The sequence below is a fragment of the Spongiactinospora sp. 9N601 genome (assembly GCF_044326295.1).
GTDB lineage: Bacteria > Actinomycetota > Actinomycetes > Streptosporangiales > Streptosporangiaceae > Spongiactinospora > Spongiactinospora gelatinilytica.
Genome location: NZ_JBIRBB010000001.1, coordinates 22,582 through 49,481 on the forward strand (window position 1 = coordinate 22,582; position 26,900 = coordinate 49,481).

The 26,900-nt window shown below is 73.2% G+C and carries 21 protein-coding genes and 1 pseudogene; 7 read left to right on the forward strand and 15 right to left on the reverse strand.

The window, feature by feature from the left end; translation table 11 throughout:
• Positions 1 to 79: 79 nt before the first annotated feature.
• The 7 genes from ACH34R_RS00110 to ACH34R_RS00140 form a co-directional block, all read right to left on the reverse strand.
• Positions 80 to 1,696: an ABC-F family ATP-binding cassette domain-containing protein gene (locus ACH34R_RS00110; RefSeq protein ID WP_397559218.1), complete on the reverse strand. Its 1,617-nt coding sequence runs from the start codon at positions 1,694 to 1,696 to the stop codon at positions 80 to 82.
• A 209-nt stretch (positions 1,697 to 1,905) separates the two neighbouring features.
• The gene (locus ACH34R_RS00115) at positions 1,906 to 3,435 is read right to left on the reverse strand and encodes a bifunctional phosphatase PAP2/diacylglycerol kinase family protein (RefSeq protein ID WP_397559219.1); all 1,530 of its coding nucleotides are present in this window, start codon (positions 3,433 to 3,435) and stop codon (positions 1,906 to 1,908) included.
• A gap of 35 nt (positions 3,436 to 3,470) precedes the next feature.
• On the reverse strand, positions 3,471 to 5,498 hold the full coding sequence (locus ACH34R_RS00120) for a CehA/McbA family metallohydrolase (protein ID WP_397559220.1): 2,028 nt from the start codon (positions 5,496 to 5,498) through the stop codon (positions 3,471 to 3,473).
• Positions 5,499 to 5,634: 136 nt separating this feature from the next.
• Positions 5,635 to 6,588, reverse strand: coding sequence for a methylmalonyl Co-A mutase-associated GTPase MeaB (gene meaB, locus ACH34R_RS00125; RefSeq protein ID WP_111168745.1), 954 nt, complete (start codon positions 6,586 to 6,588; stop codon positions 5,635 to 5,637).
• Positions 6,578 to 8,749 (reverse strand): methylmalonyl-CoA mutase, encoded by a 2,172-nt coding sequence (gene scpA / locus ACH34R_RS00130; RefSeq protein ID WP_397559221.1) that lies wholly within the window; start codon positions 8,747 to 8,749, stop codon positions 6,578 to 6,580. Before scpA ends, meaB begins: the two co-directional genes overlap by 11 nt.
• Positions 8,746 to 10,563, reverse strand: a complete 1,818-nt coding sequence (locus ACH34R_RS00135) for a methylmalonyl-CoA mutase family protein (protein WP_397559222.1) — start codon at positions 10,561 to 10,563, stop codon at positions 8,746 to 8,748. Before ACH34R_RS00135 ends, scpA begins: the two co-directional genes overlap by 4 nt.
• 112 nt (positions 10,564 to 10,675) lie before the next feature.
• Positions 10,676 to 11,452 (reverse strand): N-acetylmuramoyl-L-alanine amidase, encoded by a 777-nt coding sequence (locus tag ACH34R_RS00140; RefSeq protein WP_397559223.1) that lies wholly within the window; start codon positions 11,450 to 11,452, stop codon positions 10,676 to 10,678.
• A 261-nt stretch (positions 11,453 to 11,713) separates the two neighbouring features.
• On the opposite strand from ACH34R_RS00140, the gene ACH34R_RS00145 reads away from it, so the two are divergent.
• From ACH34R_RS00145 to ACH34R_RS00160, 4 genes and pseudogenes are all read left to right on the forward strand, one after another.
• Positions 11,714 to 13,156, forward strand: coding sequence for a protein kinase (locus tag ACH34R_RS00145; RefSeq protein ID WP_397559224.1), 1,443 nt, complete (start codon positions 11,714 to 11,716; stop codon positions 13,154 to 13,156).
• A 73-nt stretch (positions 13,157 to 13,229) separates the two neighbouring features.
• Positions 13,230 to 14,351, forward strand: a complete 1,122-nt coding sequence (locus ACH34R_RS00150) for a C39 family peptidase (protein ID WP_397559225.1) — start codon at positions 13,230 to 13,232, stop codon at positions 14,349 to 14,351.
• Between the two features lie 2 nt (positions 14,352 to 14,353).
• Positions 14,354 to 16,258: a prolyl oligopeptidase family serine peptidase gene (locus ACH34R_RS00155; RefSeq protein ID WP_397559226.1), complete on the forward strand. Its 1,905-nt coding sequence runs from the start codon at positions 14,354 to 14,356 to the stop codon at positions 16,256 to 16,258.
• A gap of 77 nt (positions 16,259 to 16,335) precedes the next feature.
• Positions 16,336 to 17,616 (forward strand): annotated as a pseudogene (locus tag ACH34R_RS00160) (M20/M25/M40 family metallo-hydrolase); the annotation flags it as partial.
• Between the two features lie 31 nt (positions 17,617 to 17,647).
• On the opposite strand, the gene ACH34R_RS00165 reads toward ACH34R_RS00160, so the two are convergent.
• From ACH34R_RS00165 to ACH34R_RS00180, 4 genes are read right to left on the reverse strand one after another with little or no spacing between them, the layout of a single operon-like run.
• Positions 17,648 to 18,187, reverse strand: coding sequence for a hypothetical protein (locus tag ACH34R_RS00165; RefSeq protein WP_397559227.1), 540 nt, complete (start codon positions 18,185 to 18,187; stop codon positions 17,648 to 17,650).
• Between the two features lie 23 nt (positions 18,188 to 18,210).
• Positions 18,211 to 19,104 (reverse strand): ABC transporter permease, encoded by an 894-nt coding sequence (locus ACH34R_RS00170; protein WP_397559228.1) that lies wholly within the window; start codon positions 19,102 to 19,104, stop codon positions 18,211 to 18,213.
• Entirely contained in the window at positions 19,097 to 20,020 is a 924-nt protein-coding gene (locus tag ACH34R_RS00175; RefSeq protein WP_397559229.1) for an ABC transporter permease, read from the reverse strand. The genes ACH34R_RS00170 and ACH34R_RS00175 overlap by 8 nt, the downstream gene beginning before the upstream one ends.
• A 41-nt stretch (positions 20,021 to 20,061) precedes the next feature.
• The gene (locus ACH34R_RS00180) at positions 20,062 to 21,669 is read right to left on the reverse strand and encodes an ABC transporter substrate-binding protein (protein WP_397559230.1); all 1,608 of its coding nucleotides are present in this window, start codon (positions 21,667 to 21,669) and stop codon (positions 20,062 to 20,064) included.
• 160 nt (positions 21,670 to 21,829) lie between these two features.
• On the opposite strand from ACH34R_RS00180, the gene ACH34R_RS00185 reads away from it, so the two are divergent.
• Positions 21,830 to 22,822 (forward strand): LuxR C-terminal-related transcriptional regulator, encoded by a 993-nt coding sequence (locus ACH34R_RS00185; RefSeq protein ID WP_397559231.1) that lies wholly within the window; start codon positions 21,830 to 21,832, stop codon positions 22,820 to 22,822.
• Here the strand turns inward: ACH34R_RS00185 and ACH34R_RS00190 are convergent.
• A complete protein-coding gene (locus tag ACH34R_RS00190; RefSeq protein ID WP_397559232.1) occupies positions 22,819 to 23,310 on the reverse strand; it encodes an ATP-binding protein in 492 nt (163 codons plus the stop codon). The two genes, ACH34R_RS00185 and ACH34R_RS00190, sit on opposite strands and share 4 nt — an antisense overlap.
• Positions 23,311 to 23,556: 246 nt before the next feature.
• Between ACH34R_RS00190 and ACH34R_RS00195 the strand changes: the two genes are divergently transcribed.
• Positions 23,557 to 24,036, forward strand: a complete 480-nt coding sequence (locus ACH34R_RS00195) for an adenylyltransferase/cytidyltransferase family protein (protein ID WP_397559233.1) — start codon at positions 23,557 to 23,559, stop codon at positions 24,034 to 24,036.
• Positions 24,037 to 24,193: 157 nt separating this feature from the next.
• On the opposite strand, the gene ACH34R_RS00200 is transcribed toward ACH34R_RS00195, so the two are convergent.
• Together ACH34R_RS00200 and ACH34R_RS00205 are read right to left on the reverse strand one after the other, a co-directional pair.
• Complete coding sequence (locus ACH34R_RS00200; RefSeq protein ID WP_397559234.1) at positions 24,194 to 24,988, reverse strand: GNAT family N-acetyltransferase; 795 nt, start codon at positions 24,986 to 24,988, stop codon at positions 24,194 to 24,196.
• 39 nt (positions 24,989 to 25,027) lie between these two features.
• Positions 25,028 to 25,879 carry a universal stress protein gene (locus tag ACH34R_RS00205; protein WP_397559235.1) on the reverse strand — a complete coding sequence of 284 codons (852 nt, stop codon included), beginning with the start codon at positions 25,877 to 25,879 and terminating at the stop codon, positions 25,028 to 25,030.
• Positions 25,880 to 26,026: 147 nt separating this feature from the next.
• Between ACH34R_RS00205 and ACH34R_RS00210 the strand changes: the two genes are divergently transcribed.
• A complete protein-coding gene (locus ACH34R_RS00210) occupies positions 26,027 to 26,242 on the forward strand; it encodes a hypothetical protein (protein WP_397559236.1) in 216 nt (71 codons plus the stop codon).
• Here ACH34R_RS00210 and ACH34R_RS00215 read toward each other — a convergent pair.
• Complete coding sequence (locus tag ACH34R_RS00215; RefSeq protein ID WP_397559237.1) at positions 26,239 to 26,859, reverse strand: DUF1707 domain-containing protein; 621 nt, start codon at positions 26,857 to 26,859, stop codon at positions 26,239 to 26,241. The genes ACH34R_RS00210 and ACH34R_RS00215 overlap by 4 nt on opposite strands.
• Between the last annotated feature and the right edge of the window lie 41 nt (positions 26,860 to 26,900).

A 26,900-nucleotide genomic window follows, 5' to 3' on the forward strand; every position in this document is an offset into this window, starting at 1 on the left:
CGGCCGGGGACCATTCGGACAGCGGTCCAGATAGCAGGCCCGGGGGCCGGGGGCATGGCCGCGCCGCCATGCCCCCGGCTCACTGTGGCCAGGGCTCCTCGGTCAGCTCACCCTCCGCGCCGACGCGCAACGTCCTGGTGATCCCGATCTCGCCGAGAAAGGCCAGGTCGTGGCTCGCCGCCACGAGAGCTCCCCGGTAGGCCGCCAGCGACTCCACCAGGCGGCGGACACTCGCCAGGTCCAGGTTGTTGGTCGGCTCGTCGAGCAGCAGCAGTTGCGGCGGCGGCTCGGCGCACAACAGCGCCGCGAGCACCGCACGGAACCGCTCGCCGCCGGACAGGGTGCCCGCGACCTGATCGGCCCGATCCCCCCGGAAGAGAAACCTGGCCAGCCGCGCCCTGATCGCGTTGTCGGTCGCGGCGGGCGCGAACCTCCGCACGTTCCCCAGCACGCTCAGCGAGTCGTCCAGCAGGTCCAGCCGCTGCGGCAGGTAACGCACCCCGGCCACGCCGGTGCTCACCGTCTCGACCGGCACGCCCCGGCCCGCCGCGCCGGGGGCGATCTCCCCCGCCACGGTCCGCAGCAGCGTGGTCTTGCCCGCGCCGTTCGGCCCGAGCAGCGCGATCCGCTCGGGTCCGCGCACCACCAGCTCCCGCGCGCCGGCGATGCCCAGGGTCAGCACGGTACGACCGGCAGGCACCTCGGTGCCCGGCAGGTCGATCCGGATCTCCGCGGTGTCCCTGACCGACTCCTCGGCCTCGGTGAGCCGGCGGCGGGCGTCGTCCAGCCGCTCGATGTGCGTGTTGCGGTGCTTGCCCGCGGACACCTGGGCCTGCCGCTTGCGCTCGCCCATCACGATCTTCGGCTCGCGCTTGTTCTCGCTCATCTTCTTGCCGTAGCGGGCCCTGCGGTCCAGCTTGGTCCTGGCCTCGATCAGCTCCCGCTGCTGGCGGCGCACGTCGGCCTCGGCCACCCGGACCATCCGCTCGGCGGCCTCCCGCTCGGCCGCCAGGACCTCCTCGTACGCCGACAGGTTGCCGCCGTAGATCCGGACCTCGCCGTCGGCGAGGTCGGCCACCCGGTCGACCAGGTCCAGCAGCTCGCGGTCGTGGCTGACGATCACCATGACCCCCGGCCAGGACGTGACGGCCGCATAGAGCCGCCGCCTGGCGTCGAGGTCCAGGTTGTTGGTCGGCTCGTCGAGCAGCAGCACGTCGGGGCGGCGCAGGAACTGCGCGGCCAGGCCCACCATGACGGTCTCGCCGCCGGACAGGGCGCCGACCGTGCGGTCCAGCTCGATCTCGGTGAGGCCGAGCCGGTCGAGTTCGGCGCGGGCGCGTTCTTCGACGTCCCAGTCGTCGCCGACGGCGGCGAAGTTCTCCTCGCCCACCTCGCCCCGCTCGATGGCGTGCAGCGCGCGCCGGGCGGCGCTGATCCCGAGCAGGTCCGAGACGGTGGCCGCGGTGCCGAGCGGCAGGTCCTGCGGGAGGTAGCCGACCTCGCCCGCCACGGTGACCGTGCCCGAGCGCGGGCGCAGCTCCCCGGCGATGATCTTCAGCAGGGTGGACTTGCCCGCGCCGTTGACGCCGATCAGGCCGGTGGCGCCGTCGCCCAGGGCGAGGTCGAGGCCGTCGAGCACCGGCGTGCCGTCCGGCCAGGCGAAGGAGATGTCATCACAGACGATGGCAAAGGACATAAGGCGGCTCCCCACGGTGGTATCTCCGGCATTCGGTACCTGCTGGACACCGCGGGCGGTACGCCCGGCGTAGAAGATCGCCGTCCGTTGTCGAGGGCGGTCATCTGAGGTCAGACGCGCACGGGCCACCAGAACGGGCCACCGGCGCGGTGTCCGGACCTCAGATCCTCAACGGGCTCCCCTTGGGACGGCAACAAAGCGGAAAAAGCTTACCCGATGTCACGGAGCACGGCAAGCGCCCGGGGTCGTTTGGCGAACGTGACCGGCCCGCGGGCGGTGAACGTCTCGCCGTCACAGGCCAGGCGCACCTTCCCGGAAGGGGTCGTGACGTGCAGGTTGTCGGCCTTCCACTGGTGGTAGTGCCGGGACAGGCCGAGCCGCCCGCCGATCACGCTGGTGAACGCGCGCAGCCGGGGCAGCCGCCCGGCGGCGGCCAGCAGCCGGATGTCCAGCACGCCGTCCTCCAGCCTGGCCCGCCGGGTGGGCGCGGCGCCGCGCACGTCGTAGCGGCAGTTGCCGACGAACAGCAGCCACGCCCGGTACGGCGTGCCGTCCACCTCCACCTCGACCGGCCGCGCCCCGCCGGCCAGCAGCTCGCCCAGCGCCCACAGCAGCGCGGGCCACTTGCCGATCCGGTGCTCGCGGGCCTCCCTGCGGTCCACCAGCGCCGGGTACAGGCCGAGGCCGGCGTTGTTGAGGAACACCCGGCCCGCCGCCTCGCCCACGTCCACCGTGACGGCCTGCCCGGACCGGTAGGCGGCCACCGCCTCCTGCGGCGTCTCGATGCCGAGCGTGCGCGCGAAGTGGTCGAAGCTGCCCGCGGGCACCACCAGCAGCGGGCGGCCGTGTTCCAGGGCCGCGGCGGCGGCCCGGCTCGCCGAGCCGTCGCCGCCCGCGACGGCGAGCACGGTGGCCCGCCCGGCGGCCTCCCGCATGACCGCGGCGATGTCGGCGTCCGGGCCGGGCGTCACGATGTCGGCGGCGGGCAGTCCGGCGCGCAGCGCGTCCGCGGTCTGCGCGGTCTCGGCCGAGGACGGGTTGATCACCGCGACCACCCCGGCCCCGCGTGGATCGAGGTCGAGCAGCGGCGCGGTCGCCGCCGCCCGCGCCCGCCCGGCCTCGGCGGCGTCCGGCCACAGCCGCCGGGTGAGCAGCCCGGTGGCGACCCCGATGCCCGCGCCGGCGAGCACGTCGCCGGGATAGTGGACACCGGTGTAGACGCGGGAGAAGCACACCGCCGCCGCCACCAGGGCGACCGGCACCGCCACCCGCGGCGGGGCCTCCATCGCCACGGCGGTGGCGAACGCGGCGGCCGACGCCGAGTGGCCCGACGGGAACGACGTGGACGTCGGCATGGCCAGTAGCCGGGCCAGCGGAAGCTCGATCCCGGACGGCCGGCGGCGGCCGAACGCCTGCTTGGTGGCGAGGTTGACCAGCGGGCTGGCCAGGCTGACCGCGAGCAGGCCCCGGGTCGCCGCCCGGCGCAGCCGGCGCCGCCCGCTCACCGCGAGCCCGGCCGCGAACCCGGCCCACAGCAGCGAGTTGTCCGCCGCCCGTGACAACGCGGGCAGCACCTGGTCCCCGGCCGGCCAATCCGCCTTCGCCACGGCGGCGAACAGCCGCCGGTCCAGCGCGCCGAGCCGGGACCTCGTCCGCGACACCCACCCCCGCCGGGAGGCCGGGACCGCCGAGAGCGCCGCTCCTGGGGAAAACGCCGCGATCATCCGATTCGTCCGCATGACCGACTTCTTCCCGACCGGCGGGCCGGTAAAGGTCAGCGGGCGGCCAGCCGGGAGCGGTAGACGGCGCGCGCCCTGTCGTAGAGCGCCACATGGTCGGCGAACTGCCCGGGCGCGGTCAGGCGGCCCTCCCGCCCGACCATCTCCTCCAGCCGGTCCAGCCAGTCCAGGCACCACCGCACGTCGTCCTCCCGCGCCACGTGCGCCCCGGCGAGATCGACGTAGACCGGGCTGGTGCAGGCGTAGACGTCGGCCCGCATCGCGCGGGGGTGCGGGCCGCCCTGGGCGATCGCCAGCACGTAGGTCGGCTCGGTCACGTCGAGCGTGACGGAAAGGCCGTCGGGGGGGCCTTCGGCGGCGGTGCCGCTCGCCGTGCGGATGGACAGCCGCTCGACCTCGGGGCCGATGGCCCGTACGGTGACCCTGATCTGCCCGCCGCGCTCGTCCAGATCGAGCGTGTCGCCGGGGCCGAGGCCCTCGACGTCGAGTTCCAGCCATGGGCCGGTGGTGGCGAAGGTACGGCCGGCGCGGATCGCCGCGGCGAAGGACCCGGCGCTCAGCGGCCCGTCCACCTTGGCGTAGACGCGCCCCCAGCCCGGCGGGGCGGACTGGCTGCCGCGCCGGGTGAAGGAGATCATCGTGTCGGTGCCCGCGGTGACGGCCAGCCGGTTGCCGGCGCCGATCAGCCTGCGGTAGACGGCCGCGGTGCCGGTCACCGAGGAGTGGTTGACCACGTCGAGCGCGTCGACCAGGCCGAGCGCGGCGTCGGCGACGATCTCCCTGGCCGCGCAGCAGCGCCCGGAGCCCAGCGCCCGCTCGGGGCCGTCGTGCTCGTGGGCCTGCTGGTGGAAGGGGTGGCTGTAGCCGAGGACCGCCCCCAGGTCGCGCAGTTCGGCGCAGCCGGCCTCGTTCGGCGGCCAGTCCGGGTCGCCCGCGAAACCGGTGTGGAACCTCTCGGGCGGGGCGCTCACCCCGAAGGCGAAGAGGTGGCCGAGCAGGTCGTTGCGGTACTCCACGCCCATCCTGGCGATGTGGCCGCCGTCCGACCACGGCAGGTCGCGCCCGGCCCAGTGCCGCAGCGCCTCGGCGTCGTAGACCCGGCCGGTGGCGATGTTGCCCGCCACCAGGTTGAGCACGTGCAGGTCCTCGCCGTGCTGGACGGCGGCGGCGTCGGCCGGGGTGCCGACCACGTCTCCCGCCCAGTTGAGGTGGACGTGCAGGTCGCCGCCGTACCAGCCGCGGGCCGCCGCGTCGTACAGCCGCGCCGGGGACATGTCCACCACCGTCTCCCGGCCGGGCGGGGGGATCACCACGGTCTCGGCCGTGCCGTACTCCATGCCCCGGGTCACCCGCAGGGTGAGCGGTTCGGCGGGCACGTCGAGCACGATGTCGTCGCCGTGGAAGTACGGCATGCGGTGGTAGTCGCGGCGGTGCGGCACGCCGTCGGGGTACCAGCCCTGGTCGTTGCCGCCGAGCACGCTCCACCGGCAGGGGAACCCGGCCCGCAGGCGCAGCCTGGCCGCCTCCGCCCGCCGGGTCAGCACGGCGAGCCCCACCCGGTCGCCGTCCACCTCCACGGTGGACTTCGAGGTGATCCGCACCATCCGCGCCCCGCCCGGCCGGATCTCGTGCCGCACGCCGTCCACGGTCACCGTGACCGGCCGGTCTCGCGAGGAGTCCAGCAGCAGGCTGGTGGCGAACGGCCGGCCGGGCAGCACCGCCTGCGGCATCGCCTCCACGAACACCCGCCCAGGGGAGATCCGCAGCGCGGCCATGTTGTCGAGGACCTCGCCGCGCAGGGCGTCGCGGACGATCTCGTCCATGTCGAGTTCGGCGATCCGGTCGTTCAGCTCGCTCTCCGGCGTGCCGGGGTGGGCGGCCAGGGCCAGTTTGCTCGCGACCCCCCAGAAGTCGTGCTTGCGGGTCAGGTACGGGTTCGTCAGCATTTGCTGGACGAACATGATCGGCGCCTCGCCCCAGGTGGGCCCGTGCTCGGCGAGCAGCGCCCGGTATTCGGCGAGCGACCGTGCCACGCGCTCGGGCAGCGGCGGATCCTGGTCCACGACGGCCTCCCGTGATCGGTTCGCTGGCAATCGTCACACGATGTCAGCGGACCGTGACCGGACCGGGGTGCGGAATCCCACCTCGTGAGTACGATGCTTGTCACCGTGGGAGGCGGAACCTCTCCGCCTGGAGAAGTCACCGGGTGAAGGCGGCCAGGATGCGGTCGGCGGCCAGCGCCGGGGTGAGCGTACCGGACAGGACCTCGCGTTCGACCTCGCCGGCGATGGCCGCGACGTCGGGGTGGTCGCGCAGCTCCGTCAGCAGCCGGTCGCGGACCAGCGTCCAGGTCCAGCCGACCTGCTGGCGGCGGCGGCGTCCGGCGACGTCCGAGCGCTCCTGGTGGGCGATGACCTTCGCCCACAGCTCATCGAGGCCGGCGCCGGTCATGCCGCTACAGGTCAGCACCGGTGGCGGCGGTCCCTCCCCGCGGAGCATGCGCAGCGCCCCGGCCAGTTCCCTGGCGGCCTTGCGCGCGGCCAGTTCGTGATCGCCGTCGGCCTTGTTCACCGCGATCACGTCGGCCAGCTCGACCACGCCCTTCTTGATGCCCTGCAACTGGTCGCCGGTGCGGGCCAGGGTGAGCAGCACGAAGGTGTCCACCATGTCGGCCACCGCGGTCTCGGACTGCCCGACGCCGACGGTCTCCACCAGCACGGTGTCGAACCCGGCCGCCTCGACCACCACCATGGCCTCCCGGGTCGCCTTGGCCACGCCGCCGAGCGTGCCCGCGGTGGGCGAGGGCCTGATGAAGGCGGCGGGGTCGGCGGCCAGGCGGGCCATGCGGGTCTTGTCGCCCAGGATGCTGCCGCCGCTGCGGCTGGAGGAGGGATCGACGGCGAGCACCGCGACGCGGTGCCCCTCGCCGGTCAGCCGCAGGCCGAGGGCGTCGATGAACGTCGACTTGCCCGCCCCCGGCACTCCGGAGATGCCCACCCTGCGGGCGTTGCCGGACAGCGGGGTCAGCTCGACCAGCAGCCGCTGGGCCAGCGCCCGGTGGTCGGGCCGGGCCGACTCGACGAGCGTGATGGCCCGCGCGATCCACGCCCGGGAGCCGTCCTTGACGCCCGCCACGTAGTCGTCAAGCGTCATGACCCAGCCGATGCGCCAGCTCGCCGAGCAGGCCGAGCGCGGCCTCGGAGATGACGGTGCCCGGCGGGAAGATGGCCGCCGCCCCCGCGGCGCGCAGCGCGTCGTGGTCGCCCGGCGGGATGACCCCGCCGACCACGATCATGATGTCCGCCCGGCCGGCCGCGGCCAGCGCGTCGCGCAGCGCGGGCACCAGCGTGAGGTGCCCCGCCGCCAGGGAGGAGACGCCCACGATGTGGACGTCGGCCTCGACCGCCTGGCGGGCCACCTCGTCGGGGGTCTGGAACAGCGGGCCCACATCGACGTCGAAGCCGAGGTCGGCGAACGCGGTGGCGATCACCTTCTGGCCCCGGTCGTGACCGTCCTGCCCCATCTTGGCCACCAGGATCCTGGGCCGCCTGCCCTCGGCGCGCTCGAACGCGGCGCACGCGGCACGGACCGCCTCGGTCGCGGTGCCCACCTCCTCGCGATACACCCCGCTGATGGTACGGACCTGACCCGCATGCCGGCCGAAGACCTTCTCCAGCGCGTCGGAGATCTCCCCCACGGTGGCCTTGGCCCGGGCGGCGTCCACCGCGAGCGCGAGCAGGTTGGCGGTGCCCGCCGCGCCCTCGGTCAGCGCGTCCAGCGCGGCCCGTACGGCCTGCGGGTCGCGTTCGGCGCGCAGCCGGGCCAGCTTGTCGAGCTGGCGGCGGCGCACCTCGGTGTTGTCCACCTTGAGGACCTCGATGTCCTCGTCGGAGGTCGCCCGGTAGAGGTTGACCCCGATCACCGGCTGGCGCCCGGAGTCGATCCGGGCCTGGGTGCGGGCGGCGGCCTCCTCGATGCGCAGCTTGGGCAGCCCGGCGTCGATCGCCTTGGCCATCCCGCCGGCCGCCTCCACCTCGGCGATGTGGCCCCACGCCCGGCGGGCCAGCTCGTGGGTGAGGCGCTCGACGTAGTAGGAGCCGCCCCAGGGGTCGATGACCCGGGTGGTGCCCGACTCCTGCTGGAGCAGGAGCTGGGTGTTGCGGGCGATCCTGGCCGAGAAGTCGCCGGGCAGCGCCAGCGCCTCGTCCAGGGCGTTGGTGTGCAGCGACTGGGTGTGGCCCTGGGTGGCGGCCATCGCCTCCACGCAGGTGCGGGCCACGTTGTTGAAGACGTCCTGGGCGGTGAGCGACCAGCCGGAGGTCTGGGAGTGCGTGCGCAGCGACAGCGACTTGGGGTTCTTCGCGCCGAAGCCCGAGACGAGCCCCGCCCACAGCAGCCGGGCGGCGCGCAGCTTGGCGACCTCCATGAAGAAGTTCATCCCGATGCACCAGAAGAAGGACAGGCGCGGGGCGAAGGCGTCCACGTCCAGCCCGGCGCCCACCCCGGCGCGGAGGTACTCCACACCGTCGGCCAGCGTGTAGGCCAGCTCCAGGTCGCAGGTGGCCCCGGCCTCCTGGATGTGGTAGCCGGAGATCGAGATCGAGTTGAACTTCGGCATCCGCTCGCTGGTGTAGGAGAAGATGTCGGAGATGATCCGCATCGAGGGGGCGGGCGGATAGATGTAGGTGTTGCGGACCATGAACTCCTTGAGGATGTCGTTCTGGATGGTCCCGGCCAGTTGCTCCGGGGCCACTCCCTGTTCCTCGGCGGCCACGATGTAGAGCGCGAGCACCGGGAGCACCGCGCCGTTCATGGTCATCGAGACGGTCATCCGGTCCAGCGGGATGCCGTCGAAGAGCTGCCGCATGTCGTAGATGGAGTCGATCGCCACGCCCGCCATGCCGACGTCGCCCGCCACCCGGGGATGGTCGGAGTCGTACCCCCGGTGGGTGGCCAGGTCGAAGGCGATGGACAGGCCCTTCTGACCGGCGGCCAGGTTGCGCCGGTAGAACGCGTTGGACTCCTCGGCGGTGGAGAAGCCCGCGTACTGGCGGATGGTCCAGGGCTGGTTGACGTACATCGTCGGGTACGGCCCGCGCACGAAGGGGGCCGACCCCGGGTAGGTGGAAAGGAAGTCGAGCCCGGCCAGGTCGGCGGCGGTGTAGAGCTGCTTCACGCCGATCCCCTCCGGGGTCTCCCAGAGCAGGTCGGCGGGGTCCTTGCCGGTCTCCTCGCGGACCGCGCCGGTCCACGCGGCCAGGTCGGCCGGCGTCGCGGGGACGTCCAGCTCGATCTTTGAGAAATCGGGTATCACCGGCTCACCTCCAGGTGGTCGAAGGTGGCGCGTAGCACGCCGAGCGCGTCGCACCCGGTGTAGATGGTGCCGTCCACGCCCTCGTACTCTCCCTTCCCCGCCAGCCAGATGCCCTGCGCGCCGGCGGCGCGCAGCGCGGCGGCCACCGGGGCGGCGTGCTCGCCGTACAGCTTGTCGCTCGCGCACAGGCAGGCGACGCGCGCGCCGCTGCGCGCGAAACCCGCGGCGATCGCGGCAGGGTCGGTGCCCGGGCCGCTCGCCGGGGTGGCGAACCCGCCCGCCTGGAACAGGTTCGCCGCGAACGTGGCCCGCGCGGTGTGCGCGGCCGGCGGCCCGATCGTGGCCAGGAAGACCGCGGGCCGCTCGGGCTGCGCGTCGGCGAGGTCGCGCAGCGCCTCGAAGTCCTGGGCGTATCGGATCCTGGGCAGCCCGCCCGCGCGGACCTCCGGGGCGGGCGGGCGTACCGGCCGCCGCTCGGCGAGGTCGGGGAACTCGCTGACACCGGTGATCGGGTCGCGGCGGTGCGCGATGTCGCGCCTGCGCCGCTCCCAGGTGCGCGCCAGCCGGTCGGCCACCAGCCCGGACCGCAGCGCCCCGGCCATCCCGCCGGCGCGCTCGATCTCCTGGAACCACGCCCAGGCGGCGCGCGCGAGGTCGGCGGTCAGCCGCTCGGCGTACCAGGAGCCGCCCGCCGGGTCGGCGACCCTGGCGGCGTGCGCCTCCTGCTGGAGCAGCGACTGGGTGTTGCGGGCGATGCGGCGGGAGAAGTCGTCGGGCAGGCCGAGGCAGGTGTCGAAGGGCAGCACCGTCACCGCGTCCGCGCCGCCGACGCCCGCCGCGAAGCAGGCCAGCGTGGTGCGCAGCATGTTCACCCACGGGTCGCGGGCCGTCATCATCGCCGGCGAGGTGACCGCGTGCTGCCGCTGACCTGCGGCTCCGCCGGCCCCGGTGGCCCGGGCCACCCGGTCCCACATCAGCCGGGCGGCGCGCAGCTTGGCGATGGTCGCGAACTGGTCGGCGGTGGCCGCGTAGCGGAACTCCAGTTGCCCGAACGCGTCATCCACGCTCAGCCCGGCCTCGGTGAGCGTGCGCAGATAGGCCACGCCGGTGGCCAGGGCGCAGGCCAGTTCCTCGGCGTCGGAGCCGCCCGCCTCGTGGTAGGCGGTGACGTCCACGGTGATCGCGCGCAGCCCCGGGCGATCGGAGACGCAGCGCGCGGCCAGCTCGGCGGCCACCCGCAGGCCCTCGGCCACGGTGCTCTCCGAGGCGTCGCCGGTGCGCGCGGCCAGGCCCAGCGGGTCGGCCCCGAGGTTGCCGCTGACGCCGCCTGAGAGCGCGAACAGCGCCTCGGCGGCCTCCCGGGTGTCGGCCCCGGCGTCCAGCACGACGGGGGCCAGGTCGAGGTAGACGCCGTCGAGCACGCGCGGCAGGTCGCCCGGCCGGATGCCGCCGGGGGTCAGGGTGAGCCAGACCGAGGTGACGCCGTTCTCCAGGTCGGTCAGGACCGCCGCGGAGTCGGCCGTGCGGTGGCGCTGCCGGATGTCCCAGCCGGGCAGCGGCCGGCCGCCCCTGGTGTACGGCGAGGCGCCGGGGACGCCCTGCTCGCCGGGCGCGTCTGCGGCGTCGTACAGGGGCAGCACCGTGACGCCGTCATGGGTCGTGGACGCGAGCGCCTGCTCCGGATCATCGGTCTCCACGCCCGACCTGCGGAGCACCGCGAGCGCGGTCGCACGCCAATCCTCCCGTGTCACGGGCGGGAAGCCCGCCGCGAGCGGCGGTTCCACGGACGTGTACTCCTGCGGTGGCACCGTCATGTTGGGATGGTAATCGGTGGCCGATCCACGGCTCGCGGGGGGCGGCGATGTCAGGGGTCGGGCAGGGGTGCGCCAGGGGCCGGGCAGGGGTCGCGGCCCCCGGTGGCCGCCCTCAGGTGATGGGCTTCTCCCAGGCGGCGACCCAGGTGGCCTTGTCGACGGCGCCGGTGGCCGAGAGGTCCTTCTCGCGCTGGAAGGACTCGCAGACCTCGCGGGAGCGCGGGCCGTAGGCGCCGTCCACGTCGAGGCTCCAGCCGCGCGCGCGCATCCGGGCCTGCCAGGTGCGGACGTCGTCACCGCGCATGATCGGCGGGTACTTCAGCACCCGGCCCGGCCACGGCGGGGCCTTCTCGTCCGGCGGGTCGGGCTCACCGCCCGAACCGGGGCGCGGCGCGCCCTTCTTGACCCAGGCGTACAGCTTGTCGCCGGGGCAACTGGTGGCGTAGCCGTCGCGGTGCCCCTTGATCTCCTTGCCCGCGCCGCCCTTGTCACGCAGGTGGTCGATGGCGTCGAGGATGGCGTGCAGCATGTCGTCGGGCGGCGTCACCAGCCCGGAGCTGCCGACCAGGCCGAGCACCGCGTAGTGGCCGGAGTTGAGCCCGGGCCCGTTGGCCGCGGGCAGGTGCCCGGGGCCGCGCCCGACGAACACCTTGCGGTGCGGGCAGGCCACCATGCTGTAGCCGATATCCATCCATCCGTTGCCGTCCATATGCTGCTTTTGGATGGAACGCACCACGCCGGTGCACTTGTCGTGATCGTCGACGATGGCGGGGTCGACACGGCCTCCGGTGTAGTGGACCTTGACGCCCTTGGTGGAGCTCAGCGCGGTATACGAGCCGCGGGCCTTGCGGGCGCCCCATTCCTTACGAGACACGAGATCGATGGGCACGGGGGTCTCCATATGCGATTGAGGGACAACTCAGCGTAACCCTTTTCGGTCCTCTGCATCGATGTTTCCCGAAGAAAGCTATACCGGGCTCATACCGAACCCGATGGACACACGCGGCCCCGGCACCGCCGAGGCCGGCGTCCGGCCGGGCTGCTCGGTCATGAGATCGGCCGGGTCGATGCTCCGCACGCTCTCGACGGTACTCCCGGCCGGCCCGGCGCGTGCGGGCATCGAACCAGCACCATCGGTAACGTATGCCGCATGCCAGTCCCCCTCACCCCAGACGATCCGCCGTCCCTCGGCGAGTTCCGGCTGGCCGGACGGTTGGGCGAGGGCGGCCAGGGCGTCGTCTACCTCGCGCACGACCCGTCCGGCCGGGAGGTCGCGGTCAAACTGCTCAGCCGGGTCGATCCGGAGTCGCGCGCCCGCCTCGCGCGGGAGCTGGCGGCGTTGTCCAGCGTCGCGTCCTTCTGCACGGCGCGGCTGCTGACGGCCGACGTGGGCGGGCGCCAGCCGTACCTGGTGAGCGAGTACGTCGCGGGCCCGGCGCTGGACCGGCGGGTCGCCGAGCGCGGCCCGCTGCGCGACGGCGACCTCGAACGGCTGGCGGTGGGCACGGCCACCGCGCTGGCCGCGGTACACGCCGCCGGGGTCGTCCACCGCGACTTCAAGCCCGCCAACGTGCTGCTCGGCCCGGACGGCCCGCGCGTGGTCGACTTCGGCATCGCGCGGGCGGAGGGGGCCTCCACGCTCACCTCGGGGCTGATCGGCACCCCCGCCTACCTGTCCCCCGAGCAGATCGCCGGTTCCCCGGCCACGCAGGCGTCGGACGTGTTCGCGTGGGCCTCCACGGTGCTGTTCGCGGCGACGGGCGCGCCGCCGTTCGGGGCCGACACCGTGCCCGCCGTACTGCACAGGATCCTCAGCCACGAGCCGGACCTTTCGGTGTTGCCGCCGCGGCTGCGCGGGCTCGTCGGGGCCTGCCTGAGCAAGGCCCCAGAGGCCCGCCCCACCGCGCGCGACCTGATGGTCGGCCTGGTCAATCCGTCCGGGGGCGGATCCACCGCGGCGCCGCTGCCCCGGGATGTGGCGGAGCGGGGCGCGCGGATCGCGGCCGGGGCGACCGATCCGAGCCGGCGATCCGCGCTGACCACCCGCGCGCCGGGCGACCGGCGCAGGCGCGGGCCGCTCCTGGCGGGCGTCGCGGTGGCCACCGCCCTGCTGGTGGCCGGCGGCGCCGTCGCCTGGCTCACCACCCGCCCGGACACCGTCACAGAACGGTCCATCCCGATCGCCGAACCGTCCCGGCAGGAGAGCACGGAGGCCGGCGAGCCCCAGACGGGCCAGACCGGTGTTCCGGGCGAGCGCGTCACCGGCCCGGCCGAGATCCCCGACGCGGTCGAGGGCACCTGGGGCGGGCGCATCGTCCCCAACATCACTCTCGGCCTGCGCGAGCACGACGTGCAGGTGACCCTGGAGTCGGGCGATGCCGTCGGGAAGTGGACGGAGGCCGACACCGGTTGCACCGGCAGGCTCACCGCCCTCGGGTCCACCCGCTCGGCCGTCACCATGTCGCTGACCGACGCCGGCCAGTGCGTCCCGGGCACCCTCACCCTGACCAGGAAGGGCGACCGGCTCGGCTACCACTGGAGCGACGGCATCGGCTTCGGGTCGGTCTACACCGGGTGGCTGACCAGGCGATGATTCCGGCAGGTCCGGGAGTGGATACGTAAACCATCCGATGTGCCACGAACAGCACGAAACCACAATCGGCGGGGTGGTCACCCTGTTGCCTGCCGATCTGAGCCGCGTCGTGCTGCACCGCTTCCCCGCCGTGCTGCCGAGCACGGTGGGGACCGCCGAGTACCTCGATCCGTTCGGCAACGGCGGCGCGGCCCACCCCTTCCGGCGCTGGGAGTCGGAGGAGCGGGAGATCGGCTTTCCCGCGACCGAGCTGGTGCCCTCCTGGTCCGCGGTGACCCCGCCGGGCACCTGGCTCACGGTCGAGCTGCGCGGCAGGACGGCCGGCGGCGGGCTCACCAAGTGGTACGTCATGGGCCGGTGGGCGCACGGCGAGGAGACCATCCACCGCACCTCGCTGCCCGGCCAGGGTGACGAGGACGCCGACGTGGCCGTGGACACGCTGGTGGCGCGGCGTCCGTGGGTGGCGTTCCGGCTGCGCCTGACGCTGCACGGCCAGGGCGAGGCGGCCGTGACGGCGGCCGGGGTGATGGCCTCCGCCGTACGGCCGCGCGGCGCGCGCACGGCCGGACCTCGCCCCGACGGCGTGCGGGGTGTGGAGCTGGCGGTACCCCGGCGGTCGCAGAAGGTGCACGCCGGCCACTACCCGCAGTGGGACGGCGGCGGCGACTCCTGGTGCAGCCCGGCCGCCGTGACGATGGTGCTGGAGTACTGGGGGCGCGGCCCCGGCCCCGAGGAGCTGGCGTGGGTGCGGCCGGGCGACCCGTGCCCCGCCGTGGACCACGCCGCCAGGCACATGTACGACCACAGCTACCAGGGCACCGGCAACTGGCCGTTCGGCGTCGCCTACGCCTGCCGGTACGGCATGGCGGGCTTCGTCACCCGGCTGCGCTCGATGGCCGAGCTGGCCCGCCTGATCGCGGCCGGCATCCCGGTGATCACCTCCCAGTCGTTCAAGGAGCACGAGCTGCCCGGCTCCGGCTACTCCACCAGCGGCCACCTGATGGTCGTGACCGGCTTCACCGGCGACGGCGACGTCGTCGCCAACGATCCCGCCGCCCCGCACGACGAGACGGTGCGGCGGGTCTATCCGCGGTCCGCGTTCGAGAACGTGTGGCTGCGCGGCTCCAGCGGGGGAATCGTCTACGTCGTGCATCCGCCGGAGGTCCCCCTGCCCCCTTCCGACGGTAACTGGTGACCATGTCCGAGCCTGCCACGCTGTCCTCCATCAGCCCCGCCGACGTCGCCCGCGTGGACGACCGCCCGCAATGGGTGGAGATCCACGGCGGCGAGGTCTGGTGGGACGAACCCCGCCCGCACGAGGGCGGGCGCCGCTGTGTGGTCCGCCGTGGCCCTGACGGGCGGACCAGGGACGTCCTGCCGCCGGGCTGGAACGCCCGCAACCGGGTGATCGAGTACGGCGGCCGGTCCTGGCGGCCCACCGGCGACGGCGAGATCGTCTTCACCAACTGGGCCGACCAGCGGATCTACCGCCACTCCGGGCGGGGCACGCCCGTGCCGCTGACCCCGGAGGGCCCGCACCGCTACGCCGACCTGTACCTGCCGCCCGGCCGCGCCGAGGTCTGGGCGGTACGCGAGACGCACGACGGGACCGGCCGTGAGGGCGTCCGCAGGGACCTGGTGGCGGTCCCGCTGCGGCCGGGCGGCGAGGTCCGCCCGATCCTGCGGGCCCAGCACTTCCTGATGAACCCGCGTCTTTCGCCCGACGGCCGCACCCTGGCCTGGATCGGCTGGGACCACCCCCGCATGCCGTGGGACGGCACCGAACTGTGCGTCGCCCCGCTCGGCGAAGACGGCACGGCCGGACCGTACCGGGTCATCGCGGGCGGACCGGAGGAGTCGGTCATCCAGGCCGAATGGCGCGACCCCGGCAACCTGTACGCGATCACCGACCCCGACGGCTGGTGGAACGTCCACCTGGTCGGCCTGGACGGCGACCCGCCGCGCAACCTCGCCCCGCTCCCCCTGGAGTTCGGCGACGCCCCCTGGAAGCTGGGCAACACGTGGTTCGCCCTGGCCGGGGACCGGCTGGTGGCGATGTACGGCACCGCCGACGGCAGGCACCTCGGCCTGCTCGACCCGGAGACCGGCGAGATCACCGAGATCGGCGGGACCGCGACCTACTGGGCGCCCACGATCGCGGCGGACGCCACCCGCGCGGTGGGGGTGGCGGCCTCGCCGTACACGCCCTTCGAGGTGACCGAGGTGGGCCTGCGCGACGGCGCGCGCTCGGTCCTCTCGCCCGGCAAGCGGCTGCCCGCGCGGGCCCTGCTGCCCACCCCCGAGGCCGTCACCATCGAGGGGGTGCACGCGCATGTCTACCCGCCGCGCGGCGCGGCGGCCGGCCGCGCACCGTACGTGCTGTTCGTGCACGGCGGCCCGACCGGGGTCAGCCCGCTCACGCTGGACCTGGAGATCGCCTACTTCACCAGCCGCGGGATCGGCGTCGCCGACGTCAACTACGGCGGCTCCACCGGCTACGGGCGCGCCTACCGGGAACGGCTGCGCGACCAGTGGGGCGTGGTGGACGTACGCGACTGCGCGCGGGTGGCGGCCGGCCTGGTGGCGAGCGGCCGGGCCGACGCGTCGCGCATCGCGATCAGGGGCGGCAGCGCGGGCGGCTGGACGGCGCTGGCCGCGCTCGTGCACAGCGACGTCTTCTGCGGCGCGGTCGCCCACTACGCGATCACCGACCCGGAGAGCTGGGCCGCCGAGACGCACGACTTCGAGTCCCGCTACCTGGACGGGCTGATCGGGCCGCTGCCCGCCACCCGCGGGCGCTACCTCGCCCGCTCCCCGCTGCTGCACGCCGCCCGGGCCTCGGGCCCCGCGCTGCTGCTGCACGGCCTTGAGGACGCCATCGTGGACCCCGCGCAGGCCGAGCGCTTCGTACGCGAGCTCGACCGGCACGGCACCCCGTGGGCCTACCGGACCTTCCCCGGGGAGCAGCACGGCTGGCGGCGGGAGGAGACCATCGTCGCGGTGCTGGAGGCGGAGCTGGCCTTCTACGGCCTGGTGTTCGGCGTCCCGACGCCCGGGGTGCCTCCCCTTGAGCTGAACCGTCCGGCCACTCCGAGAGGGTAGGGACGGGCCACAGCGGGCATGCCCGGCAGTGACCCCGCCCCCCGGCGACGAACGACGGCACAACGGACGAGGAGTGGTCACCCGCAATGAGCGAGGTCGCGCAGATCTGTTCCGATCTCATCAGGATCGACACGACCAACCCGGGCGGCGGTGAGCGGCCCGCCGCCGAGTACGTGGCCGGGCTGCTGGCCGACGCGGGCCTTGAGCCGGAGGTGTTCGAGTCCGCGCCCGGCCGGGCCAACGTGGTGGCGCGGGTGCCCGGCGACTCGCCGGAGGCGCTGCTCGTCCACGGGCACCTGGACGTCGTGCCCGCCGATCCGCTGGAGTGGCGGGTCCACCCGTTCTCCGGGGAGATCCAGGACGGCTGCGTGCACGGGCGCGGCGCGGTGGACATGAAGGGCTCGCTGTCCATGACGCTCGCCGCGGTCCGCGGCTGGGCCCGGCGCGGCGTGCGGCCCAGGCGCGACGTGGTGCTGGCGTTCCTGGCCGATGAGGAGGCCACCGGCGAGTACGGCTCGGGGTACATGGTCGAGCACCACGCCGAGCTGTTCGAGGGCTGCACCGAGGCGATCAGCGAGTCGGGGGGCTTCAGCGTGCAGGTCCCCGGCGACGCGGGGACGCGGGTGTACCCGGTGGCGGTCGGCGAGCGCGGCACGGCCTGGATGAAGGTGACCGCGCGGGGAGTGGCCGGGCACGGTTCCAAGCCCGCCGTGGACAACGCGGTGGCCGAGCTGTCCCGGGCCATGGTCCGGCTGGCCGACCACCGCTGGCCGGTACGGCTGACGCCCGCCGTGGCCGCGCTGATCACCGCCCTGTCGCAGGTGCTCGGCGAGCCGATCGACCTGGACCGGCTGGAGGAGGAGGCGGTCCGGCTGGGCCGGGTCGGCGCGCTGTTCAAGGCCCAGATCCGCAACTCCGCCAACCCGACCATGCTGAACGCCGGCTACAAGGTCAACGTGATCCCCGGCGCGGCGGAGGGCCACGTGGACGGGCGGTTCCTGCCCGGCTACCGGGAGGAGCTGCTGGAGACCGTGGACAAGCTGCTCGGCCCCAAGGTGACCCGCGAGTTCGTCAACCTGTCCGGCGCGCCGTCCGCGCCCTACCCCGCGCCGTTCTTCGACCGGATGTGCGCCGCGCTGGTCGCGGAGGACCCGGCCGCCCGGCCGGTCCCCTACGTCATGAGCGGCGGCACCGACGCCAAGTCCTTCTCCCGGATCGGCATTCCCAGCTACGGTTTCGCGCCGCTGCTGCTGGACCCGGCCTTGGACTACTTCGGGATGTTCCACGGCGTGGACGAGCGGGTGCCGGTCGCGGGGCTGGAGTTCGGGGTGCGGGTGCTGGACCGGCTGCTCACCTGAGGGCCCGGCTACATCCTTCGATGCGGCGGATTCATCCGGGGCGCCGCCGCGCCCACCACAGCGCCGCGGCGGCCCATCCCACCGCCAGCAGCAGGAAGACCAGCGCCGCCGTCCGGAAGGCGCCGGAGGCGCCCGCCGCCCGGCCGGCCCCCTCGGCGGCGGTGTAGACGCTCCGGCCGCCGATCTCCGCGCCGAGCGCCTTGACCGTGTACTCCGCGTCGGGGTAGCGGCCGGCCCGCTGGACGGTCCCGGCCGCGTCGGCGGGCAGTTCCAGCCGTACCGGCGTGCCCCGCGGCACCCCGCCCGGAGGCGGGCGTTCCAGCCGGAACGTCAGGTTCTGCGGGAACTCGGCCAGCGTCAGGGCGAACACGACCACCCTCGTGGTGCGGTTGCCGCTGCCCGCCTGGTCGGTGAAGGTGTGGTACTTCACCGCCGTCCCGCGCACCTGCTGCACGGCAGGGGGGTCGGCCGCCCGCTCCCGGCGCGCGGCCTGGTCGTTGAGGAACAACGCCATCCCGGCGAGCACCAGCACCGGGACGAGCCGCGCACGCCACGGGAAACCCGATCTCATCGGGTCTTCATACCACGAAGGGCTCAGCGCAGACGGGGGTCCAGGGCGTCGCGCGCCACGTCGCCGAGCATCAGGAAGCCGAGCACAGTGGCGGTGAGGAAGAGCGAGGGGAAGATCAGCAGGTGCGGGTGCCCGGTGAAGAACGACCGGGCCGCGTTGAGCTGCAACCCCCACGAGACCTCCGGGTACTGCAGGCCGACGCCGAGATAGTCCAGGGTGGCCTCGCCCGCGATGACGTTGCCGACGTTGAGCATCGCCAGCACGAACACGGGGGCGATGGCGTTGGGCAGGATGTGCTTGATCATGATGCGCAGATGGCTCGCGCCGAGCATGCGGGCCGCCGCGACGAAGTCCATCCCGCGTACCGCGATGACCTGCGCGCGCATCAGCCGGGTCATGGTGGTCCAGCCCAGTACGACCAGGACCAGGGTCATCGCCCACACGCCGTGGCCGGGGAAGGCCACCAGGATCACGGTGGCGCCGAGCACGAACGGGATGCCGAAGAAGACGTCCGTGATCCGGGAGATCAGGGCGTCGGCCCAGCCGCCGAAGTAGCCGCCGAGCAGGCCGAGCACGACCGCGATGAGCAGCGCGAAGATCGTGACGGCCAGGCCGATCAGGATGGAGGCCCGCGCGCCGTGCACGATCTGCGACCAGTAGTCACAGCCTTGCAGGTCGTAGCCGAAAAGCGCGCCCTCCTGCGGCGGGCGCTTGGACATGCGCAGGTCACAGCCGCGCTGCGGGCTGCCGAGGGCGGCGAACGGGCCGGGGAACAGCGCCATCCCTACCGCGATCAGCAAGATCGCCGCTGACAGCCAGAAGACGACCCTGCGGCGCAACTCGTACCACGCGTCCCACCACAGGGAGCCGCGCGCCGCCGGGGCGGGGGCCTGGGCGGCGGTGCCGAGGTCAAGCACGGGCGATCCTCGGGTCGAGCACGCCGTACAGCAGGTCCACCACCAGGTTCACCGCGATGAAGATCATGACGAGTACGGTGACCGCCCCCACCACGACAGGGCCCTCCTGGAGCTGGATGGACTGGAACACCTGCTGGCCGATGCCGGGCAGGTTGAAGATCCCCTCGGTGACCACCGCGCCCGCCATCAGGTTGCCGAAGTCGACCCCGAGGAAGGTCACCACCGGGATCAGCGAGTTGCGCAGCGCGTGCCTGCCGATCACCCGGCGTCTTCGCATCCCCTTGGCCGTGGCGGTGCGCACGTAGTCGGCCCGCAGGTTCTCCGCCAGGCTGGTACGGGTCAGCCGGGCGACGTAGGCCAGGCTGAAGGAGGCCAGCACCATGGCCGGCAGCAGGTAGCTGCCCGGCCAGCCCTGCTCGGTGCCCGCGGTGGGGAACAGCCCCAGGTTGAGGCCGAGCACGATCTGCGCGGCGTAGCCCACCACGAACACCGGCACCGCGATCACGAAGGTGGTGCCCGCCAGCACCGCCGTGTCGGCGATGCCGCCCCTGCGCAGCGCCGCCACCACGCCCAGCAGCACGCCGACGGCCAGCTCCAGGACCCAGGCGGTGACGGCGAGCTGGGCCGTCACCTCCCAGCGGCCCGCCAGCATGTCGGAGACCTGCTGCCCGGTGAACGACTGGCCGAGATCGCCGCGCAGCAGCCCGAACATGTAGAGGCCGTACTGGACGATCAGCGGGTCGTTCAGGTGGTAGCGCTCGCGCAGGGTGTGCAGCGTCTCGTCGGAGATCGGCTTGTCACCGGCCAGCGCCAGGATGGGGTCTCCGGGCAGCGCGAACACCATCGCGTAGATCAGGAAGGTGGTCGCGAAGAAGACCGGTACGGCCTGCAACAGGCGCTGCGCGGCGTATCTCATCGGCTGGGTTCTCTACCGGCGTTCTCTGGCGGCGGGCAGGGTCACTTGACGGTGATCGTGTCGAGGTTCGGGCTGTAGGCGTCGATCCGCACGTTGGTGATCTTCTCGGAGTGGCCGGCCTGGTCCTGCCAGTTCCACAGCGGGGCCATCGGCATCTCGGCCAGGGCCAGGTCCTCGGCCTTCTGGTAGAGCGGGATGCTGGCCTCCATCGTGGGCGCCGAGTTGGCCTGCTTGATCAGGTCCAGGAACTCGGGGCTCTTCCAGCCCATCCGGTTCTCCGCGCCCCACATCGACTCCAGGTAGTTCTGCGGGCTCGGGTAGTCCATCACCCAGTTGTTGCGGAAGGGCCCGTCCTGCTTGTGGGCGCGCAGGGTGGCCAGGTAGTCCGCGGACGGGATCTTGCGGAACTTGATGTCGGTGATGCCGAGGTTCTGCTTGAGCTGGTTGGCGACCGCGGTCATCCACTGCTCGTAGCTGGGGTCGGCGTTGGAGAAGTACAGGTTGAGGGTGCCGGTGAAGCCGCCGGCCTTGTCGTACAGCGCCTTGGCCTTGGCCGGGTCGTAGGTGCAGCTCTCCCCGCAGGCGGTGGCCCGGTAGCCGGGCACCAGCGGGGCGACCAGGGAGGACATCGGCTTGAAGGCGCCGCTGAAGACCGCGTCCACGATCGCCTGCCGGTCGATCGCCATGGAGATCGCCTTGCGCAGGTCGGCGCTGGCGAACCGCTTGTCGTAGACGGGGAAGCCGAGGTAGTCCATGGTCCCGCCGGGGGTGGACACGAACCGGTCGCCGAGCAGGGTCTTGGCCTCCGAGGCGCTGGCCGGCGGGATCGTCTGGAGCAGGTCCACGTTGCCGGCGCGCAGGTCGGTGTAGGCGGTCTCGCGGTTGGCGTAGATCTTGAAGTCCACGCCCGCGGACTTGGCGGGGCGCGGGCCCGCGTAGCCGTCGAACCGCTTGGTCTTGATCAGCCTGTTGCGCTCCCACTTGCCGTCCAGCATGAACGGCCCGTTGCCGATCGGGGCGGTGTCGTAGCCCGCCGGGTTCTGCAGGGCGGCCTTGGGCATCGGGGCGAAGCCGGTGTAGGCCAGCATGATCGGGAACTGGCTGAACGGGGCGGTGAGGGTGACCTCCAGCGTGGTGGGGTCCACCACCGCAAGGCCGCTGAGCTTGTCGGTCTGCGGCTTGGGGGCCTCCTCCGAGCCCTCGGGGGCCTCGGGGTTGAGCTTGTCGTAGCCCTCGACGCCGGCGAAGTAATAGTTGTTGGTCCAGGCGTTGGGGCCGTAGGCGGCGGCGTTCCAGGCATCGGCGAAGCTCTCGGCGGTGACCGCCTCGCCGTTGTGGAACTTCTGCCCCGGCCTGATCTTGATCGTCCAGACCTTCTGGTCGTCGCTGGTGATCGACTCGGCGGCGCGCATCTGCGGCTTGCCGTCGGGGCCGATGACCACGAGGGTGTCGAAGAGCGCCCCCAGCACGGCGATCGAGTAGCTGCTGGAGGTGTTGCCCGGGGTCAGGTGGTCGGGCTCGGTGAGGGCGACGGAGAACCGCTTCGGCGCGTCTCCGCTCTGCCCGCCGGGTGTGCTGTTCCCTCCGCCTCCGCACGCGCTGAGCGCCAGGAGCGCGGAAAGGACGGCGGCGGCGCCTCGCGTCCTCATCAAGACCGTCACGTTATGTCCGCCTCTCCGTGTCTCCGGCGTGATGCCGGAGAGGGTAAATATCTGTTCAGGGCGAGACATCGGAAGGTTTACGTATTCCCGCGCTTTCTCCGCTCGGGCACGCTTGAGCCCAGGGTACGGCTTGGCGGGAGGAGGCGGGGTGGAGGCGGAGCAGATCACGCTGAGCCCGCGTCATCTCCACGCCTTCGCCGAGGTGGGATTCCAGGTCGCCGGACGCCGCGGCGCGCAGGGCGCGATGGCCGCCCTGCGGCGGGTCATCCCGATGGACGCCTACGAGTTCGTCGCCTTCGACCCGGCCACCGGCCGCCACCAGAGCCTGATCGCCGACGGCTACGCCCGGGTCGACTCCGACGCCGCCGAGGAGTACGCCCGGCTCGACCCCTACCGCACGGCCATGGCCAACCGCGAGCCGCTGCTGATGGGCGCCCCCGGCACCGAGCGCTACTACCGGCGCCACCTGGAGCCGTACGGCTGGCGGGCCGGCCTGACCACGCCGCTGTTCCTGGACGAGGGCCGCTACACCGGCCTGCTGCACCTCAGCGCCCGCGATCCCGGCGCGTTCTGCGCGCGGGCCGCCGCGCTGGTCAACGCGGTCTCGCCCACCCTCGCGCACGTGACCGACCTGCGGCGGTGCCTGATCGAGACGGGCGGGCTGCCGCCGGGCTTTCACGCGATGTCCTTCGACCGGACCGGCACGCGCCGCGAGGTGGCCGGGCTGCCGCCGTCCGAGGCGATCGCGGCGGCTCCCGGGATGGCCGCGCTGGCCAGGGAGTTCATCGACTCGCGGGAGCTGAGCCGGCGCGGCCTCTGGCCGGACGCCGAGGGGCGCTGGCGGGAGGTGCGGCTGATGCGGGCGGGAGTGGGCTTCCAGGGCGCGATCCAGGGGGCCCTGATCGCCGAACGGCCGTGCGCCCTGCCCTATGACCTGACCGGGCGGGAGGTGGACGTGCTCACCCGGGTCGCCGGCGGCGACTCCAACCCGCAGATCGCCGCCTTCCTGGTCCTCAGCGTGCGGACCGTCACCACGCACCTGGAGCACATCTTCGCCAAGCTCGGCTGCGACAGCCGTACCAGGCTGACCACCAAGGTCCTGGCCGAAGGGCTGTGCCGGCTCGACGTCCCGGCGGGCTAGCCGAGGTACCGCCTGCCGTTCGGCGGCGCGGCGGAGACGCCGGCGAGGTCGAGGGCGAGCTCGAACCACACCCGGTTCGCGCCGGCCTCGCGGATCACGCCCCACCTGCGGGCCAGCGCGTCCAGCAGCGGCAGCCCGCGGCCTCCGGTGGCGTGGGCGGCGGCCCCGCACGTGCACGGCGGGGCGAGGGAGCCGTCGTCCTGGACGCAGACCCGCACCGTGCCGGCGGAGTAGCTGACCCTGAGGGTGAACGTCCCGCCCCGGCCGGAGTCGGAGTGGACGACCGCGTTGGTGGCGACCTCGCTGGTGAGCAGGACGCAGTCGTCGTGCAGCGGATGGTCCACGCCCAGCGCGCGGGACACCAGGCGGCGCGCCCTGGCGATCTGGTCGGCCGTCCCGGCCAGGCGGAACACCCTGTCCTTGTCGGCGTCCGTCCCCGCCTCGTCGTCGGCGCCTGTGTCCTTGCTCGATTCGCGTCCGCCGTCCATCGTGACCCTCCCGATCGCCCCCGTCGTACGAGGAGCCGTCCTCCTAAGGACGCCGGGCCGGGCGGCCTCGATGTCACCGGAAAGTAGGAATACGATCACCGGGAGGTTAGCCGGGCGCGCGACGGGCCGCGCGATTCGTGGGTACCGGCGGACGGACCCCCCTCCGGCGAACGCTAGTCTGCGAGTGTCCGCGAAGTGGCGCGGCCCGCGCCGTGCGCGGGCCGCGGCGAGAAGGGGATACGCGTCGTGAGCAGGCTGGAAGCGGTCTGGGTGATGCCGTATGACCGGCCGGGGGCGGCCGTGGTCACGGGTGCCTTCGACATCCTGCACGTTGGTCATGTCCGGTTCCTGCGCGCGGTGCGCGACCGCGGGCTGCCGCTGCTGGTCGGCGTGGAGGACGACGCCAGGGTGTCCTACTGGAAGGGCCCTGACCGGCCGCTGCACACCGCCGCCGAGCGCGCCGAGGTGCTGGCCGCGCTGCGCTTCGTGGACGGGGTGTTCATCGTCACCGGGCCGCCGGAGCTGAACAAGCCCGCCGAGTACATCAAGCTGTTCGCCCCGATGCACCCGGGCGCGCTCGCGCACACGGCCGGCGACCCCCACGCCGAAGGCCGCTGCGCGGCGGCCGACGTACTCGCCGCCGAATGCTGGGAACTGACCGCCATCCCCGGCCGCTCCACCACCCGCATCCTCAACGCCGTCACCACTCCCCCACCCACCCCCTGACCCCACCCCCACCCTCGGAAGCCCGGCCGACACGCCCCAACGTGCAGGCCCTCGCCCGAGGTCCCCACCCCTACCGCACCGACGGACGTTACCGCCGACCCGCCTTCGGCACCGCCCGCATCCGTGCCGCCCCGCCGGAAACGATCACCTGCTCGCGTCAGCCCTGCCGTGCCGGTGACCATACGTAGGGCGTGGTGGTGGTCGCGCGGTGAAAGCCCAGTCGCCGCAGGATCGGGGCGCTGTCGCTGGAGGCGTCCACGTGCAGGAATGTGACGCCACGGGCCACGGCGAGTTCGGCGCGGGCGGCGACCAGCGCGCGGTAGATGCCCCGGCCGCGCCATGCGGGCAAGGTGGAACCGCCCCACAGGCCGGCGAACTCGGTGCCCTCACGGAAATCCAGCCAGGCCGCGCAGACCACCTCACCACCGGCTTCGGCGACCATCACGACGATCTGGTCCGGAGCCGCCGCCACACGCGCGATCAGGTCATGGCCGAGCCGACTCCAGTCCTGCCCCCAGACGGTCGATTCCATGGCGGCGACGCGGTGCATGTCGGCGTCGGCGGTGACCCGCCGCAGCGTGACGCCGTCCGGCGGCGCCGGCGCCGCGGTCATGTCCCCCGCGAGGCCGATGAGGACGGTCTCCTCCTCTTCCGGGACGAAGCCCGCGGCGCGCAGCCGCTCGGTGAGGTCGCCCGGCCGATCGTGCCCGTGGACCTTCCATTCGACCGCCTCACCGCGTGCCGCGAAGCGGTCACGCTGTCGCGCGATCAGCCGGTCGAGTTCGGTGCCGCGTACGCCGACGTCGCGTGGCGCGCTGACGAAGCCTCGGTACTGACCGACGATCCGCACCAACGGGCCGTCCTGCTCGCAGGTGACCCCCTTGGGCAGGTGCGGAGGCGCCCCCCGCATCTGCCGGTCATAGGCCGCGAGCCGATTGTCGATGTCTGTCACGGCACATGACAGTACGAGGCATGACAACCACTTTTCCGCTCAGCGGACCACGGCCACGGGGCGGGAGATGTTGTGGAGGACGCCGTGGCCGACGGAGCCGAGCACGGCCCGTGCCACCTCGCCTCGCCTGCGGGCGCCGACCACGACCAGGTCCGCCGACTCCCCCGCCGCTGAGATGGCGGTCACCGGGTGGCCGCCGGTCACCGTGTCCAGGATCTCCAGGTCGGGGTGGCGCGCCCGCCAGCCGGCGACGGCCTTCTCCACCACCGCGGTCTCGGCCTCCAGCGCCGATTCGCCGATGTCCGGGTAGTAGGTCATCAGGCCCGGTGAGACGGGCGGCTGCCAGGCGTGTACCACGCGCAGCCGGGCCCCTCGCTTCCGGGCCTGCGCCGCGGCGTAGGCGAAGGACACCTCCGAGTGCGGGGACAGATCGAAGCCGACCACGATCTCGCCGGTGGGTGGGCCGGGGGGCTCGCGTACCACGACGACCGGGATCTCGGCGTTGGCCGTCACGCTGAGGCTGACCGAGCCGAGCAGCAGCCCGGTCAGGCCGCCCCGGCCGCGGCTGCCGATCACGATCTCGCTCGCCCCGGCGGCCTCATCCAGCAGGATCGGCGCCGCCGGGCCGGCCAGGGCCTGGCTCGTGACCTGCACGCCGGGGGCGCGGTCCCGCACGGCCCGCTCGGCGTCGCGCAGGACGTTCGCCGCCTCCTCCGACAGCGCGTCCGCGAGCCCGGCGACCTCGGCGTACGGCGCGGCGAGACCCTGCGGGCCGACCACGTGCAACACCCGCAGGTCACGTCCCCAGAGCGCCGCCTCGTCCGCCGCCCACCGCACCGCCGCCGAGGCCGGCTCCGAACCGTCGGTCGCCACCAGGATCCATTCGCTCATGATCTGGCCCCTGCCCTGGGCCTGGCACTTGACACCGGCACCCTGCGGTCCTGGCTATTGCGAAATATGCGATATAAAGTTAATTGTCGCCACAAATAGGATTCTTTATCCGCGAACCCATATGAGCGGCGGGACGAGGGAACGCGCGTGACTGCGAGACGCTGGGCAGGCGAGAACGGCGTCGAGGTCGAGACAACGATCTTGAACGGCCGCGAGGTGTACCGGCTGAGCAAGGACGGCTACTTCGTCGCCTACTGCGCCACGATGGACGACGTCGCCGCCATCGTCCCACCCTCCGGCCTCATCGAGATCGTCGAACTCATCCCCGAGCCAGAAGAACCCCCCTCCGGCGAGTCCCCCTAGTCGCGGTTCTTGCGTTTGCGGGGGCGGCCACCGACGCCGCCGAAGAGGGCGAGGCCCTTGACGGTGATGACGGGGGCGGCGGGATCGGGGTGGGAGGAGCCGCGGACGTCGAAGCCGCCGAAGATGCCGCTGCCCTCCGAGCGGACCTCGACGCCCTCGGGGACGCGGAGCTCCACGCCGCCGAACACGGCGAAGATGCGGATCTCGACCTCGCGTGACTCGAAGACCGCCTCGCTGAGGTCGAGTTCGATGCCGCCGAAGACGGCCGTTCCGAACAGGCGGCGGCGTACTCGCCAGTTGCCCTTGCGGTGGGCACCGCCGAAGACGGCGACCACGTTGTCCTGTTCGGTGCCGCTCGCCGGGGCGTAGGAGAAGGGGGCGCCGCCCGGGGCGGGGGCCGGGCCGCGCTCCGGGCCGAGTTGCAGGTCGCGGGTGAGGACTTCCAACTCGCCGAGTGTCTTGGCGGTGTAGAGGTCGTCCAGGCGTTCGGAGTATTCGTCGTGGCTCAACTGCCCGGTGGCCATGGCCTCGCCGAGCATCGCGGCCACCTGCTCCCTGTTGCTGTCAGAGGCGCGCACCTGCGACGACCCGTCGCCGCGCTCGGGGAGATTCTGCATGCTGGTCACGATAGTACGTGTCCGCCCGCTATTGCACCGAG

Bases quoted from the DNA above. Each gene is read 5' to 3' on its own strand.
- ACH34R_RS00110 (WP_397559218.1), bottom strand. From the start codon at position 1,696: ATGTCCTTTGCCATCGTCTGTGATGACATCTCCTTCGCCTGGCCGGAC.
- ACH34R_RS00115 (WP_397559219.1), bottom strand. From the start codon at position 3,435: ATGCGGACGAATCGGATGATCGCGGCGTTTTCCCCAGGAGCGGCGCTC.
- meaB (WP_111168745.1), bottom strand. From the start codon at position 6,588: ATGACGCTTGACGACTACGTGGCGGGCGTCAAGGACGGCTCCCGGGCG.
- ACH34R_RS00135 (WP_397559222.1), bottom strand. From the start codon at position 10,563: ATGACGGTGCCACCGCAGGAGTACACGTCCGTGGAACCGCCGCTCGCG.
- ACH34R_RS00145 (WP_397559224.1), top strand. From the start codon at position 11,714: ATGCCAGTCCCCCTCACCCCAGACGATCCGCCGTCCCTCGGCGAGTTC.
- ACH34R_RS00155 (WP_397559226.1), top strand. From the start codon at position 14,354: ATGTCCGAGCCTGCCACGCTGTCCTCCATCAGCCCCGCCGACGTCGCC.
- ACH34R_RS00165 (WP_397559227.1), bottom strand. From the start codon at position 18,187: ATGAGATCGGGTTTCCCGTGGCGTGCGCGGCTCGTCCCGGTGCTGGTG.
- ACH34R_RS00175 (WP_397559229.1), bottom strand. From the start codon at position 20,020: ATGAGATACGCCGCGCAGCGCCTGTTGCAGGCCGTACCGGTCTTCTTC.
- ACH34R_RS00180 (WP_397559230.1), bottom strand. From the start codon at position 21,669: ATGAGGACGCGAGGCGCCGCCGCCGTCCTTTCCGCGCTCCTGGCGCTC.
- ACH34R_RS00190 (WP_397559232.1), bottom strand. From the start codon at position 23,310: ATGGACGGCGGACGCGAATCGAGCAAGGACACAGGCGCCGACGACGAG.
- ACH34R_RS00205 (WP_397559235.1), bottom strand. From the start codon at position 25,879: ATGAGCGAATGGATCCTGGTGGCGACCGACGGTTCGGAGCCGGCCTCG.
- ACH34R_RS00215 (WP_397559237.1), bottom strand. From the start codon at position 26,859: ATGCAGAATCTCCCCGAGCGCGGCGACGGGTCGTCGCAGGTGCGCGCC.